Source organism: Roseovarius tibetensis (genome assembly GCF_050896375.1).
In the GTDB taxonomy this organism is placed as follows: domain Bacteria; phylum Pseudomonadota; class Alphaproteobacteria; order Rhodobacterales; family Rhodobacteraceae; genus Roseovarius; species Roseovarius tibetensis.
The window spans coordinates 20,038-32,310 of sequence record NZ_JBPBBB010000032.1 but is presented as its reverse complement, the minus strand read 5'-3'; the positions used below and the strand labels follow the sequence as shown (position 1 = coordinate 32,310).

General features: G+C 65.1%; 15 protein-coding genes. 11 read left to right on the top strand and 4 right to left on the bottom strand.

Features of this window, described 5'->3' with window-relative positions:
* The 11 genes from ACROSR_RS15995 to ACROSR_RS15945 form a co-directional block, all read left to right on the top strand.
* The coding region (locus tag ACROSR_RS15995) for a hypothetical protein (RefSeq protein WP_432686816.1) at positions 1-203 on the top strand (203 nt) is incomplete at its 5' end.
* A 46-nt stretch (positions 204-249) separates the two neighbouring features.
* The gene (locus tag ACROSR_RS15990) at positions 250-1,095 is read left to right on the top strand and encodes a transglutaminase-like domain-containing protein (protein ID WP_432686814.1); all 846 of its coding nucleotides are present in this window, start codon (positions 250-252) and stop codon (positions 1,093-1,095) included.
* A gap of 920 nt (positions 1,096-2,015) precedes the next feature.
* On the top strand, positions 2,016-5,480 hold the full coding sequence (locus ACROSR_RS15985; RefSeq protein WP_432686812.1) for a toprim domain-containing protein: 3,465 nt from the start codon (positions 2,016-2,018) through the stop codon (positions 5,478-5,480).
* Between the two features lie 2 nt (positions 5,481-5,482).
* Positions 5,483-5,995, top strand: coding sequence for a hypothetical protein (locus tag ACROSR_RS15980; RefSeq protein ID WP_432686811.1), 513 nt, complete (start codon positions 5,483-5,485; stop codon positions 5,993-5,995).
* Positions 5,992-6,147 (top strand): hypothetical protein, encoded by a 156-nt coding sequence (locus ACROSR_RS15975; RefSeq protein WP_432686809.1) that lies wholly within the window; start codon positions 5,992-5,994, stop codon positions 6,145-6,147. Before ACROSR_RS15980 ends, ACROSR_RS15975 begins: the two co-directional genes overlap by 4 nt.
* Positions 6,140-6,586, top strand: a complete 447-nt coding sequence (locus ACROSR_RS15970) for a DUF6362 family protein (protein WP_432686807.1) — start codon at positions 6,140-6,142, stop codon at positions 6,584-6,586. Before ACROSR_RS15975 ends, ACROSR_RS15970 begins: the two co-directional genes overlap by 8 nt.
* A 497-nt stretch (positions 6,587-7,083) precedes the next feature.
* Positions 7,084-7,848 (top strand): HNH endonuclease, encoded by a 765-nt coding sequence (locus ACROSR_RS15965; protein ID WP_432686805.1) that lies wholly within the window; start codon positions 7,084-7,086, stop codon positions 7,846-7,848.
* On the top strand, positions 7,823-9,133 hold the full coding sequence (locus ACROSR_RS15960) for a DNA modification methylase (protein WP_432686803.1): 1,311 nt from the start codon (positions 7,823-7,825) through the stop codon (positions 9,131-9,133). Before ACROSR_RS15965 ends, ACROSR_RS15960 begins: the two co-directional genes overlap by 26 nt.
* Positions 9,133-10,134: a DNA cytosine methyltransferase gene (locus ACROSR_RS15955; RefSeq protein WP_432686801.1), complete on the top strand. Its 1,002-nt coding sequence runs from the start codon at positions 9,133-9,135 to the stop codon at positions 10,132-10,134. Before ACROSR_RS15960 ends, ACROSR_RS15955 begins: the two co-directional genes overlap by 1 nt.
* Positions 10,131-10,346: a DUF7220 family protein gene (locus tag ACROSR_RS15950; protein ID WP_432686799.1), complete on the top strand. Its 216-nt coding sequence runs from the start codon at positions 10,131-10,133 to the stop codon at positions 10,344-10,346. The genes ACROSR_RS15955 and ACROSR_RS15950 overlap by 4 nt, the downstream gene beginning before the upstream one ends.
* Before the next feature lie 106 nt (positions 10,347-10,452).
* Positions 10,453-10,821: a DUF6481 family protein gene (locus ACROSR_RS15945; RefSeq protein ID WP_432686797.1), complete on the top strand. Its 369-nt coding sequence runs from the start codon at positions 10,453-10,455 to the stop codon at positions 10,819-10,821.
* Between the two features lie 30 nt (positions 10,822-10,851).
* Here ACROSR_RS15945 and ACROSR_RS15940 read toward each other — a convergent pair whose 3' ends face one another.
* The 4 genes from ACROSR_RS15940 to ACROSR_RS15925 all read right to left on the bottom strand — a co-directional run bounded on the left by ACROSR_RS15940 (position 10,852) and on the right by ACROSR_RS15925 (position 12,266).
* Entirely contained in the window at positions 10,852-11,376 is a 525-nt protein-coding gene (locus tag ACROSR_RS15940) for a DUF3489 domain-containing protein (protein WP_432686795.1), read from the bottom strand.
* A 97-nt stretch (positions 11,377-11,473) separates the two neighbouring features.
* On the bottom strand, positions 11,474-11,743 hold the full coding sequence (locus ACROSR_RS15935; protein ID WP_336421479.1) for a hypothetical protein: 270 nt from the start codon (positions 11,741-11,743) through the stop codon (positions 11,474-11,476).
* A 113-nt stretch (positions 11,744-11,856) separates the two neighbouring features.
* Positions 11,857-12,075 (bottom strand): hypothetical protein, encoded by a 219-nt coding sequence (locus tag ACROSR_RS15930; RefSeq protein ID WP_432686793.1) that lies wholly within the window; start codon positions 12,073-12,075, stop codon positions 11,857-11,859.
* Entirely contained in the window at positions 12,072-12,266 is a 195-nt protein-coding gene (locus ACROSR_RS15925; protein ID WP_432686791.1) for a hypothetical protein, read from the bottom strand. The genes ACROSR_RS15930 and ACROSR_RS15925 overlap by 4 nt, the downstream gene beginning before the upstream one ends.
* Positions 12,267-12,273 lie beyond the last annotated feature (7 nt).

Below are 12,273 nucleotides of genomic sequence, written 5' to 3'. Positions count from 1 at the left end.
GCCTGAAAGAAGACCGCACTCGATCACACGCCAATAATGTCAGAAGGTTCTTGCATCACGGGCGGCAACCAAAGAAGCTCTTTTTCGCTTATGAAAACTTGTTACGAAAGCGATGCAGTTTGCCGCTCACCAAGCTTGCAAGGCCCGCGCAAGGCTTGGTGGCGCGCGCTTTGATCATGCACTGTTCTCCAACAGACTTATAATGAGTACTAAGCCTCGACCGACTTGGACATAGGAAAGACAAAGGTCATGCTTTCTCAAATCACCTATGCCGCCGTCATGCCGGAGGGGGCTAGCACCGTCCTCGTGCCCGGAGGGATGCAGACGCCACACGGCACATGCACGCATGTCACGGCCGATACGGGCAGTTTGATTCCGATCACAGAGGCCACGACCGGCCAGACCGCTTTGCTGCTCGACGGCGCGGGCGGAACCTTGGTACTGACCTTTCATTTCGACGCCTCCCTGCGTGGGGATTATCCGGAGATCATGTTCCACCCTCATTCGTCGCGCTTCACCCGCTTCGCAGAGGCTCTGCTGGAGGAGGCTGAGGCGGCCGGCGCGGGCTGTACTGGCGTAGCGCGCGCGGCGGCCATCGCCTCTGCCACAGCAGAGCGTTTTACCTATGGCCATCCCGAAGACCGGTTCAATGACGGGCTCGACGAAGTGCCGGCGCTCGGATGCGGCCTCTTCGAAGGGTCCTGCGTGGATATCAACACCTATTTCATCGCAGCGCTGCGTGCCGCCGGAATCAAGGCCGGTTACGCGACCGGTTTCTTTTTTCCTGCCGATAAGGATCATCACTGCACAGACGGGCATTGCTGGGTGGTGACGCGGATCGACGGCGCGACGCAGGAATGGGATATCGCGCATCACCTGAAAATGGGCACAATGCGGATCGCGCCCGGGCTCAACCCCAGGCCTGGCTTCCGCGCCGCAACGTTTCACTCGATGGGGCTCGACTTACCCGCTGTCAATCTGATCGGCCTGAAGGCACTGATCGAACCATTGGCGATTTCAGCGGGCAGCACGCTACGTTTCTCGGCGCCCGAGATCCGTCTGAGATACCCGGCGATCTCCGGAAACAGCGCCTGAGCAAAGCAGCGCCTTCAAGAGTTCAGCGACGATGCATCGTAGACCCCTGCGCGATGCGCTCTACGTAACGCTTATGCGGTTCAACCCCGACCTCAAGGCCAAGTACACTGCGCTTCGCGATGCCGGAAAGCCCGTAAAGGTCGCCATCCTCGCGCTCATGCGCAAGCTCCTGGAAACCGCCGCAAACACGGTACCGTTACCGACAGCAATGACGCAGCGACCGCGGCCCACATTGTCGTTGCTGGGAAAGTGTCGATGAAGCGGGCGCCCGATCCTCGGCGCTGAGCTGGTTGCCCTTGTCCTCGCTATCCGCAACCCGGGTCTGCTTCCGGGCGGATGGTGTTGGGCGACGGCGATGTGTGACGTTTCAACGCTCTACACGGAAACATCGAAACGACCGCCGCCGATCTCGGGCTCTCTCGTAAAACCACGTCGGCAAGCCAGGAAGATGCCTGAAAACCAGTTCCAACGGGAGCGGCTCCGGTCCCCGTCTGCCCGACCAGGACTCAGACCAAAGAAAATCCGCTCGACACCGAGGGCTCCACCCGTTCCGCCAAGCCCCGCTGAATGGGTCGAACCGTTCACCTGATTCGCGCCTGAGTGGGGTCAACCCACCTGAATCCAACCGCGCCGAACACCCTTTGGCACGGCACCTCGGAGCCCATGGGGTCCACCCTTTTTCCGACGTAATTCCAATGCCTTGACGGAAGGGTTCCACCCTTTCCAGCCATGCGGTGCCCAGCCGGGCGGACCGGTTCGGACGTCGCGAGGGCTGGCGAAATGGCGGCAGAACCGGGGGCAACAACGCCCTCAATCCGGTTCCAGACACCCGTGCCCACCTGTCATCGCCATTCCCTGCGCATTGCCGCCACGGCCCGTGGGCCGATCGGTGCGCTCGTGCCGTTCGCGTGGGGACGGCGATGAGCGCGCGGGACTGGCAGGCGTTTGATGCTGAACTGCGCGCGCGGATTCCGGAGCTCGTGACCGAGGTGCTGGGCAAGCCGAGCTCCAGGGCCGGCCAGGAATGGCGTTGGGGCCGCAAGGGCAGCCTCTCGGTCGTGATCGGTGGTGCCAAGGCGGGTATGTGGTTTGACCACGAGACCGGTCAGGGTGGCGGGTTTGTCGATCTGGTTGGCCGCGAGCTTGGCCTGTCCCGCCGCGATGCACACGACTGGATCGCCGACCGCATCGGTATGGGTTCTCGCCATGGGCCGGGTTCCCGGCGCAACAGCATCCCGACGCCGGTGGCGAATGTACCAATTGCGCCGAGGGCTCACTCCAGACCGGAAGGCAAACCCGGCAAAATCCCTGACGACGCGGAACCGGCACTCTCGCCTGCCGCTGAGGCCGCCGCGCGCGCCGCGCGGATCTGGGCATCGGCACGCCCTGCTGCACCCGATCATCCGTATCTCATGGCCAAACAGGCCGCCTCGCTTGCACTGCGCGTGGATGCCCGCGGCCATCTGGTCGTGCCGCTGCAGGACGCGGATGGCCGGCTGCACAGCCTGGAGACAATCGCTCCAGACGGCGCCAAGCGCTTTCTCGCGGGTGGCGCCAAGCGCGGGCATTTCGCAGTAGTGGGCCTCGACCCTGCGCCGCTCGGCGATCCTACCGGTCCGATCCTGATCTGCGAAGGCTGGGCCACCGGCGCGAGCCTGCACATCGCCACGGGCGATACCGTCATCGCCGCCATGGATGCGGGCAACCTTCGCCCCGTGGCCGAGACGCTGCGCGCGCGGTTCGCGCAGGCCGATCTCGTTCTTGTCGCCGACAATGACCTCAAGCCCGACCGCGACACCAACCCGGGCGTGGAGGCCGCACGCAAGGCCGCGCTTGCCGTTGACGCCCGCCTGGCCGTGCCCGATGCCGCCGGAGACGCCAATGACTTCTTCTGCCAAGAGCGGCCGGAAGCGGTCGCGGCGCTTATCACCGGCGCGGCCAAGATCCCGCCGCCGCCGCCGACCTATCCGGCACCGACGCTCACACCAGACGAAGCCCGCGCATCGCTATCCGACGCGATCGCACGCTTCATGGCGGACGTCCCGGAGTATTGGTCCGCGGTCGAAGCGGCCCGCGAAGCCGCGAAGGACGAGGCCGAGACCCGCGATGCGCTGGATTTCAACACCGTAGCGCGCACCGCCTTTCCGCCGCTGCTCGGCCTGCCGGTCGATGTGGGGCTCGGCAAGACATCACGCGCGCGGGCCGCCATTGCCGATCTGATCGGTTCAGGCGCCTGCGGTGGGCGCAGGGTGATCTATGCCGTGCCACGCCATGATCTGGGCACTGAGCAGGTCGCGGCCTTCGAGGAATTGGGTCTGCGCGCGATGCTCTGGAAGGGCCGCATCGCGCCCGATCCCACACCCGAAAACCCCGAGCAACTCATGTGCCTCGATCCCGAAGCAACATTCGATGCGCTCGAGATCGAGCATCCGGTCGAGCAAAGCTGCTGCAAGGTCAAGCGCGGGGAAGAGGTGCACCTTTGCGCGCAGTTTCATGCCTGCGGCTACCAGCGCCAGAAGCCACAGGCGCAGGCGGCGCAGGTCATTGTCTGCGCGCATGACAGCCTCTTTCACATGAAGCCGGAGGCTATCGCCACGGTCGGGCTGCTCGTTATCGACGAAGCCTTCTGGCAATCGGGCCTGCGCGGCCTCGATGGCAAGGCCACGCTTACCCAGGACGGTCTGGAGCCGGGGCGAACCTCGCTCGCCTGCTACGACGGTAAAGGTAAGACAGACGTGAGCGCTACCGCCGATCTTGTCGACGCCCGCACCCGGCTCTGGAAGGCGCTGCAGGTCGCAGAGCCCGGCCCGCTGCGTCATGGTTTGCTGGAAGCCGTGGGGCTGACGCCCGAGGATTGCCGCAACGCCGCCACGCTCGAACGCCGCCGGATGCGCGATGCGGGGATCCTGCCCGGCATGTCGCCCGCCCAACGTCGCAAGCTTGTCGATGCCGTACTGCCCGCGTCCGGCGAGCCCTGGGCTCCGCCCGGGCGCTGCGCCACGCTCTGGCTGATCCTCGCCGAGGCGCTGGAGAATGGCCATGATGCCGCCGGGGCCGAGCTCGTCCATGAGCGGACCGACAATGGATCCGTCCGGGCGCTGAAGCTGCGCTGGCGCGCCCGGATGCGCGCGGGCTGGGCCGCCGAGGCACCGATCCTGCATCTCGACGCCACGCTGCGGGCCGAGCTTGTCCAGACCTACCTGCCGCGCATGGACACTGGCACGCCTGTCGCCGCGCGCCAGCCTCATGTCCGCATCCGCCAGGTGACCGGCAGCCCCACCTCGGCACGTGCGTTGACGCCCGGATCCAATGCACCCGCGCGGGACCGCAAGGCAGCCGTGTCCAGGCTGCGCGACCTGCGCGCCTGGATCGCCTTGCGCGCGCGACAGTGCCACCGCGCCGGAGCCACCATCGATCTGCTCGTGGTCGGCCAGAAAGCCACGATTGATGCAATTCGCGCTGCGGGCCTGCCACAGCGGGTCGAGGCTGTGCATTTCAACGCGCTGAGCGGTCTCGATCGTTGGGGCGGCATTGGCGGGATGATCATTCTGGGTCGCACGCTTCCAGCCCCGCGGACGGTCGAGTTGCTCGCCACGGCGCTGACCGGTCGGCAACCTACTCCGAACCCGGACGATGCCGGCTGGTGGTATCCGATGAGCGAGCGGCGGATCCGGCTGGCAGGTGATTGGACGGTGCCATTGACCATGGAAGCGCATGCCGACCCGATCGCCGAGGCGGTGCGCTGGAGCATCTGCGAGGGCGAGCTGATCCAGGCGATGGGCCGCGGGCGCGGTGTCAACCGCACCGCACAGTCCGTGCTTGAGATTGACCTGCTGACCGACGTCGTCCTGCCGGTCACCGTCGACGCGCTGGTGGCCTGGTCCGAGCTCAAACCGACGCGACGCGATCTGATGGCGCTGTCGGGCATCGTCCTTGAGAACGCCGCCGACATGGCCGCGTGTTTTCCGGAGCTGTGGGCAACCCGCGAGGCGGCGAAGAAGGACGGCCAGAGGAAGGGGACAAATGACTATTATAGAAACCTCTATAATAGCAAAATGTCCCCATCCTCTGTGGAGGTGACCTATCGCCCGGCAGGGCCCGGCCATCGTGCGCGTGTCGCCCGCGTCGACCTCACCCGCATTCCCGATCCGGAAGCCTGGCTGAGCAACCGCCTCGGACCGCTTGCGCAATCCGATATCGCAGCGCCGCTCGGCGAGCAACCCGCACAGCATGCAGAGCTGGACGGTCTGACCAGGCGTCTTGCCGACAGCATGCAGAGCGCGCTCACCGCCCGACGCGCCGCCCTCGATGCGCTTTCCGCGCGGCTGGAGGCGGTCGCAGCAACCCATCCACCATCACCCCCCAACCCCGAAGAGGAGAAATGATCATGAGTTTCGACAGATTGCGCGTCTATGACGCCGGGCGTTTCCACGAAGTGGACCTGCCCGATTGGTACCATGAGGCCTGCCGTATCAGCGAGACGCAACAAGTCGACTGGCACCGGGCCTTCGAGCGTGTGCTCGAGTGCGAATGCAGCCTGCTGACGGAGGAGGGTCTGTGCAGTGCAGGTCTCGAGATCCGGTTCTGGCCGAGTGCGATGACCGGCACTTTTGTCGTCATCGAGACGCCGCTGGCCGTGGTCGAACAGATCGTGGTGGTCGATCCCAAGGACTGGCTGCCGTTTTTGGCCACATATCTTTCCCCGCTGATGGGGGCATCGGCGCAATATGCGATGCTCGAAATGCAGGGCAAAATCGCAAATGCATTTATCGCAAGGGCGCGCCATGGCGATGGGAGCCACATCAGTCGCGAAACGGGTCAGAGCCAGATCGATCTCAAACGGGATCTGGAGCGACGTCGGCTTGAACGGTTGCGTGAGACGCAGGGAGGTGTGGCATGAAACGCAATCGCCATATCGGCCTCGAGCGTCGAGACGGCTTCGACGTGGGCCGCGACCATCGCCTGACCTGGCCAGAGCGCGAACTGGTGCGGCAACTGGGCGAGCGTCTGTACGGCAAACTCCCCGCGGTCCGGGAGGTGCACAATGACTGACTGGACCACAGGCCGCGTGCAGGACCGGCTTGAGCTCGCGGCGGACGTGTTTGCACAACTGCCCGCGGTGAAGCCCACCGGCTACTTCAACGCCTGGCCCGAATATTTCCACAGCTTCGCCGATCACGTGGGCCAGGAGCCCGAGTTGAAACGCCCACGGCCCAGCCCGCGCATGATCACCGAAGCCGATGAAGCCATGCTGTGGCTGCGCTGGCTGGAGCGTGACGACGCCCGGATCGTCTGGCTGCGCGCCAACCGCAAGCCGTGGAAGAAGATCACATGGGAGATCGGGCTGAGCCGCCCGGCCGCCAACCGGCACTGGCAATACGGCGTGGCGCTGATCACCTGGCGGCTCAACGGGCGCGTGCCATCGTCAAAGCGATCAAGGCGCTTCGTGATCGAGAACGCCGACCGGCTGTCAAGGAAAATCATCCTGTGACGGAATTATCGGTGAGACATCCGGGCGGGTTTCACGAACCGGCGCCGAGGGCTACAAACGGGATATGATCGCACGAGACGTGAACGAAGGGACGATGGCCTGCACCGCTGGATTCCGGGGTCCACCCGGAGTCCGCTTCGGGGTCCAGACGGGGTCCAAAGGGGAGACAGTTCGAAACCGGGCAAACGCCCACCGCTTGACCGGAAAAACTGTCTCCGCTAACCCGTAAGTCATTGATTTTACGGTTCCTTTTCGTGCACTTCGTATGCTGGGGGGCGCAGCGCGCAATTTCGCCAGCGACAGGGCCGTTTTTTTGGGAGTCCACCCCGGTCGGAGTCCACCCCTGAAACCATAAATAACCACGCGATAACAGCCGCTTGGCAGGTGGATTCCGAGGTGGATACCTGCGCCGTGGGAGTCCACCTTGGAATCCAGTGGATCCCGCCTTGGCGGAGTCCACCCCGGCCAATGCCGATCGATCACCGACAGGAACCTGCATGACACTGGCGCACGACACCGCGGCGAGCACGGACGTCGTCGCGCCGCGCGCCAGGTCTCGAAACCGCGGGATGCGCCTGCGGACCTGCGCGGAGTGCGGCAAGGTCGAGGAGGTGCGCGCCGACAACCCCGCAACGCGGTGTCGGGCATGCGGCTCTCGACCGGCGCTGGAGAGAGGCCACCGTACGCGATCCGTCGACCGGAACCGGGAGACCTGCCGCCACTGCGGCCGAGACTTCCCGGCGCCGCCGAGCAGCCGTCAGCAATTCTGCAGCCGAGCCTGCCGCCACGCGACGCAGTCGGTCGAGCGAACCTGCGTGACCTGCGGCGGCGCCTTTCAAATCTCGCGGTCGGTCCTTTCGGGGCGCACCAACTCGAGTGGTCGCTTCTGCTCGCGGTCCTGCTACGAGCGTCATCTTTGCCGGACGCCGCGTATCCGCGGGCGCGGCTCGCGCTGGAACGCGATCCGCAAGGGCGCGCTCCGGCAGACACCTTTCTGCGCCTGCTGCGGAAAGACCAGGCACCTTCAGGTGCACCACATCATCCCGTTCCGCCTCACGCGGGACAACTCGCTGACCAACCTGATCCCGCTCTGCCGCGCCTGCCACAAGCGCGTGGAGAGCGTGTTCCACGATGTCGAGGCGGTCGACCCGCCTCTGCCTGTCACCAAGCTCGTCCTGTTCTGCAGCATCCATGCACGCCGGACGGTGACCCTGCACATGATCAAGAGTTCCGCCCATGCCGAACACAGCCTTGCAGCTTGAACAATGGCCTCTTGGCCGGCTCGTTGAATACGAGCGCAACCCACGCAAGAACGACGACGTCGTCGATCGGATGGCGCAGGCCATCGTGGAATTCGGCTTCCGCATTCCGATCGTTGCGCGCAGCGACGGGCTGGTGGTTGACGGGCATCTGCGGCTGAAGGCGGCGCGGTTGCTTGGTCTTGACACCGTGCCTGTGGTTCTAGCGGACGAACTGTCGGAGGCTCAGATCAGAGCGTTTCGACTGCTGGCCAATCAGTCGACCAACTGGGCGGAATGGGACGAAGCGCTGCTATCGGCGGAACTGAACGAGCTGCTGGCCGAGGATTTCGACCTGTCGCTGGTCGGGTTTTCGGACGGTGAACTGGACAAGCTGCTGGCCTATGTCGCCGACAGCGACGAGGAAGCGGGCGGCGACGGGAGCTCCACGCCGCCGGTGGTCATCCCCGAGCCTCCGCGCAACCCGGCGTCGCGCACCGGCGATCTCTGGATCCTCGGCGATCATCGGCTGCTGTGTGGCGACAGCACCAACCACGAAGACGTTCGCCGGCTGATGAATGGCGAGCGCGCGGTGCTGTTCGCGACCGACCCGCCGTATCTGGTGGATTACGACGGCTCGAACCATCCGACCCGCAACAAGGACTGGAGCCAGAGCTACGGCAATACCTGGGACGACAGTTCGCAGGGCGCGGAGCTTTACGACGGGTTCATCGCCGCCGCGGTGGCCGAGGCGATCACCGAGGATGCCGCCTGGTATTGCTGGCACGCATCGCGCCGTCAGGCGATGCTGGAGGCCTGCTGGGAAAAGGCCGGGGCCTTCGTGCATCAGCAGATCATCTGGGTGAAGGACCGCGGGGTTCTGACCCGGTCGCATTACCTGTGGAAGCACGAACCCTGCTTCATGGGTTGGCGCCGCCCCAACCGCCCGCCGAAAGTGGCCGAGCAGACGCTGCCCTCGACATGGGAGATGCCCAGTTTCACGAAAGACGAGCGTCCCGATCATCCGACGCCGAAACCGCTCGACGCCTTCGGCATCCCGATGCGCCAGCACGTGGCGCGCGGCGGTGTCTGCTACGAGCCGTTCGCCGGTTCCGGCTCGCAGATCATGGCGGGCGAGACCAATGGCCGCCGCGTATTCGCAATGGAGATCAGCCCGGCCTATGTTGATGTCGCCGTCCAGCGCTGGCAGGCAGACACGGGGAAAGAGGCGATCCTCGAAGGCGAGGGCCGGAGCTTCGCCGCGGTGAAGAAGGAGCGGTTGGGCGACAAGGCCGCTGCCGCTGCCTGATGGCTGTCTACTACAACGATGCCGATCCCGCGGTCTGCGCCTGGCTGCGGGAACTGATCGCAGCCGGGCACCTGCCCGAAGGCGAGGTGGATGCGCGCTCCATCCTCGAGGTCGAGCCCACCGACCTGCGCGGTTTCGCGCAATGCCATTTCTTCGCCGGGATCGGCGGCTGGCCCTACGCGCTGCGCCTCGCGGGCTTGGCCGAGGATCTGCCCGTCTGGACCGGCTCGCCACCCTGCCAGCCGTTCAGCCAGGCCGGGCAGCGCAAGGGACAGAACGATGACCGCCATCTCGCGCCAGCCTTCCTGCGCCTCGTCGCCGCTTGCCGACCGGACTTCGTGTTCGGCGAGCAGGTCGCGAGCGCGACAGTGCTCGGACGCGTTGGCGGAGCGACTTGCACGGCAATTGAGGATCCGGCTGACTGGGCGTGGTTCGACGCTCTGGCGGATGCGCTGGAAGCGGCATCTTACGCCGTCGCGGCGGCCGATCTGCCGGCTGCGGGCATCGGCGCGCCGCATATCCGCCAGCGACTGTTCTTCGGCGCCTTTGCCCTCGACCCTGCCACAGGCAGGCTGGGCGACGGCCTCTGCGCGGGATCACAAGGACGGCTCGGAATGCCATGCGGTGCCGATCAACGCGCTGCTCGGCCGACAGGTCTGGCTGGCGGGCTGGCCAACGGCAATGGCCGGGTCGCCGGCCACGCAAAATTACAACGCGGCCGGCAACACCGATGCGAGCCGGAGGACGGTGAAACTGATCGATTGGTCGAAGGCACAGACCCCGCCGGGACCAATGCGACGGACAGCGTCTGGCGACATCCGGACTGGCTTCTCTGCCGGGATGGCCGCTGGCGTCCCGTTGAGCCCGGAACATTCCCGCTGGCTGATGGGATACCCGGCCGCATGGGGCTCCTGCGGGGCTACGGCAATGCGATCGTGCCGCCGCTCGCGGCGGAGTTCGTGACGGCGTTTCTGGAAAGTCTGCCGGAGGGGCTGCGATGAGGCAAAGCCGGATCATGTCGATGCTTGAGGCCGTGACGAATGTCGTTGTCGGCTATGTGCTGGCCATCGTGACGCAGATCGTCGTGTTCCCGTGGTTCGGGATCGAGACGGGGCTCGCAGAGCACTTGGGCCTAGGGCTTGTATTCGTCGGCATCTCGTTGTTGCGGGGCTATCTGCTGCGGCGATTGTTCGAGGCGCTGCTGGCGCGATAGGTTCCTTGCGCGCAACCGCGTCGTCGCATAGAGCGTCACGATCTTTCAGGCTCGCGCGGGGCGCGCCTAATGGTCAGAACAACGACACTCTTGACGGTACACAGATATGAGAAACAAAAAAGACAACGATTTCGCCGATCGCCGTGGCGCCGCTGCCGATGCAAAAGCTGCTCGCCTTGACGCCCACCGCGTCGCAAAGGAAGCCGCAGAACCGAACCGTATTGCGCGGGAGGAAGAGCGCTTGGCTGTCGCTGCGGCCAGGGACGAACGGCAGGCGGACCGCGCAAGGATAAAGCTCGAAGAGCAGGAAAGTGCAGCCATTGACCAGTTGGAAAGCGATGCTGCCGCCAAGGCGGAGGAGGCAGCACGCGAACAGGCTCAGCAAGACCGTAGCTCTCGCGACGCGGAAGATAAGGTCGCCCGAAAAGCCGAGCGCGACCGGCGCTATGCCAATAGGAAAGCAAGACAGCGGTAGCATGAAGCTGGTGTGCGTCGCCGGCCATCGTCAACTCTCGGCGATCCTGTAAGCCCGCCCGCGCCCCTCGACCTTCTCTGAGGTGATGATCAGCCCGAGCTTCTTTTTCAGCGCGCCGGACATCGAGCCACGAATCGTATGCGACTTCCAGCCTGTGACGTCCGCGATCTCGTCGATGGTCGCGCCTTCAGGGCGGGACAGCATGTCGATCATTGCCTGCTGCTTGGTGCCGCTGCGACGTTTGACAGGCTCGGGCACAGTCGCGGTTTCGGCAAGAACTGCCTCGCTCGTGTCGTTCGCGATCCCGAGAGTGCTGTAGGCCAGCGGCGTCGCGCGCAGTGTGATCGGTCCGCGCTCTTCGTCATGCCGCCAGACGGTGTTGAGATCCGTGGCTTCGATTTCCTCGATCAGCCCGCGTTTCAGCAGGCTCTTGCAGACATTGCCGACCGCGCCGCCCTTGAGGGTGGTGGTGACGGGGAACACGGCCCCGTCGTCGCGTGCGCAGGCGGTGGACAGGATGACGGATTGTGCGTCGGACAGCTGGATCTGGGTCATGGATAGTCTCCGGTTTCGGCTCGTGCGACATGCAGGAGCTTCTACCGGGTGAAGCCCGCCATCGAGGCGGGCCGTCCTTGGTCAGGGTCCGAAGGGGTTACCCGGCGTATTCGCCCTCGCCAAAGGCGCTGTCGGTGATGCGCTTGAGCAGCCCGTTGTAGTGCTCGAGCGTGCCGACCATGGCCCAGCCCACCTCGTCGGGATGGCAGTTGAAGTGGTCGTCGCTGAGCGCCTGCAGGCGGGCGAGCCGTTCGTCGATTTCGGCCTTCTTTGCGACGAAGGCGGCGAGCGCGGCCTCCTTGTTCCTGCGTGCCTTCTCGGCGCGCAGCTGGTGGCGGGGCGTGGTTTGTGGGTTCAGGCTGGTCATGGCGTGGCTCCGTGTGGTGAGTTGCATCGTTCCTGTGCAATCAGAATCGCTCCGACGGGCTGGAAAGTGTAGGCAAATCAGAGCAATATGATGGCTTTCTGCCCCGGTGACGATCAGATCAGACCCATCCCGGCCAGCACGGCGGTGGCGGCGGCGAGCTTGTCGGTCGGCAGTTCGATCTTGTAATGACTGAAGAGATCCGACGCCTCGGCGGTGATGCCGGCCTCACGCAGCGCAGCCTCTATGGCCTCGGCGACAGCGTCGGGAGTCTTGTGGCTCAAAGGCGCGTGCAGCGCGTCGTGATCGATGCGAATGGTCGTGATGGCGGTCATGCGGTGTCTCCGTCCTGCTGTTCGAGCATGGCGAGGATGGCGCAGGCCATCCCGCCGAGGAATTCGCTGCGGCGAAACACGATCTCGTCGATCTCGTTGGCGGTGGTGATGGTGGGCTCGACGGCCAGTCTGTCGGCCATGTGCGGCAGCAGGCGGGCGGCCTCGGCGTTGTAACGTTGGGCGATGGTCATGGGGTTG

Coding starts and splice junctions, on each gene's coding strand:
- ACROSR_RS15990 (WP_432686814.1), top strand. CDS start 250: ATGCTTTCTCAAATCACCTATGCCGCCGTCATGCCGGAGGGGGCTAGC.
- ACROSR_RS15985 (WP_432686812.1), top strand. CDS start 2,016: ATGAGCGCGCGGGACTGGCAGGCGTTTGATGCTGAACTGCGCGCGCGG.
- ACROSR_RS15980 (WP_432686811.1), top strand. CDS start 5,483: ATGAGTTTCGACAGATTGCGCGTCTATGACGCCGGGCGTTTCCACGAA.
- ACROSR_RS15975 (WP_432686809.1), top strand. CDS start 5,992: ATGAAACGCAATCGCCATATCGGCCTCGAGCGTCGAGACGGCTTCGAC.
- ACROSR_RS15970 (WP_432686807.1), top strand. CDS start 6,140: ATGACTGACTGGACCACAGGCCGCGTGCAGGACCGGCTTGAGCTCGCG.
- ACROSR_RS15965 (WP_432686805.1), top strand. CDS start 7,084: ATGACACTGGCGCACGACACCGCGGCGAGCACGGACGTCGTCGCGCCG.
- ACROSR_RS15960 (WP_432686803.1), top strand. CDS start 7,823: ATGCCGAACACAGCCTTGCAGCTTGAACAATGGCCTCTTGGCCGGCTC.
- ACROSR_RS15955 (WP_432686801.1), top strand. CDS start 9,133: ATGGCTGTCTACTACAACGATGCCGATCCCGCGGTCTGCGCCTGGCTG.
- ACROSR_RS15950 (WP_432686799.1), top strand. CDS start 10,131: ATGAGGCAAAGCCGGATCATGTCGATGCTTGAGGCCGTGACGAATGTC.
- ACROSR_RS15945 (WP_432686797.1), top strand. CDS start 10,453: ATGAGAAACAAAAAAGACAACGATTTCGCCGATCGCCGTGGCGCCGCT.
- ACROSR_RS15940 (WP_432686795.1), bottom strand. CDS start 11,376: ATGACCCAGATCCAGCTGTCCGACGCACAATCCGTCATCCTGTCCACC.
- ACROSR_RS15935 (WP_336421479.1), bottom strand. CDS start 11,743: ATGACCAGCCTGAACCCACAAACCACGCCCCGCCACCAGCTGCGCGCC.
- ACROSR_RS15930 (WP_432686793.1), bottom strand. CDS start 12,075: ATGACCGCCATCACGACCATTCGCATCGATCACGACGCGCTGCACGCG.
- ACROSR_RS15925 (WP_432686791.1), bottom strand. CDS start 12,266: ATGACCATCGCCCAACGTTACAACGCCGAGGCCGCCCGCCTGCTGCCG.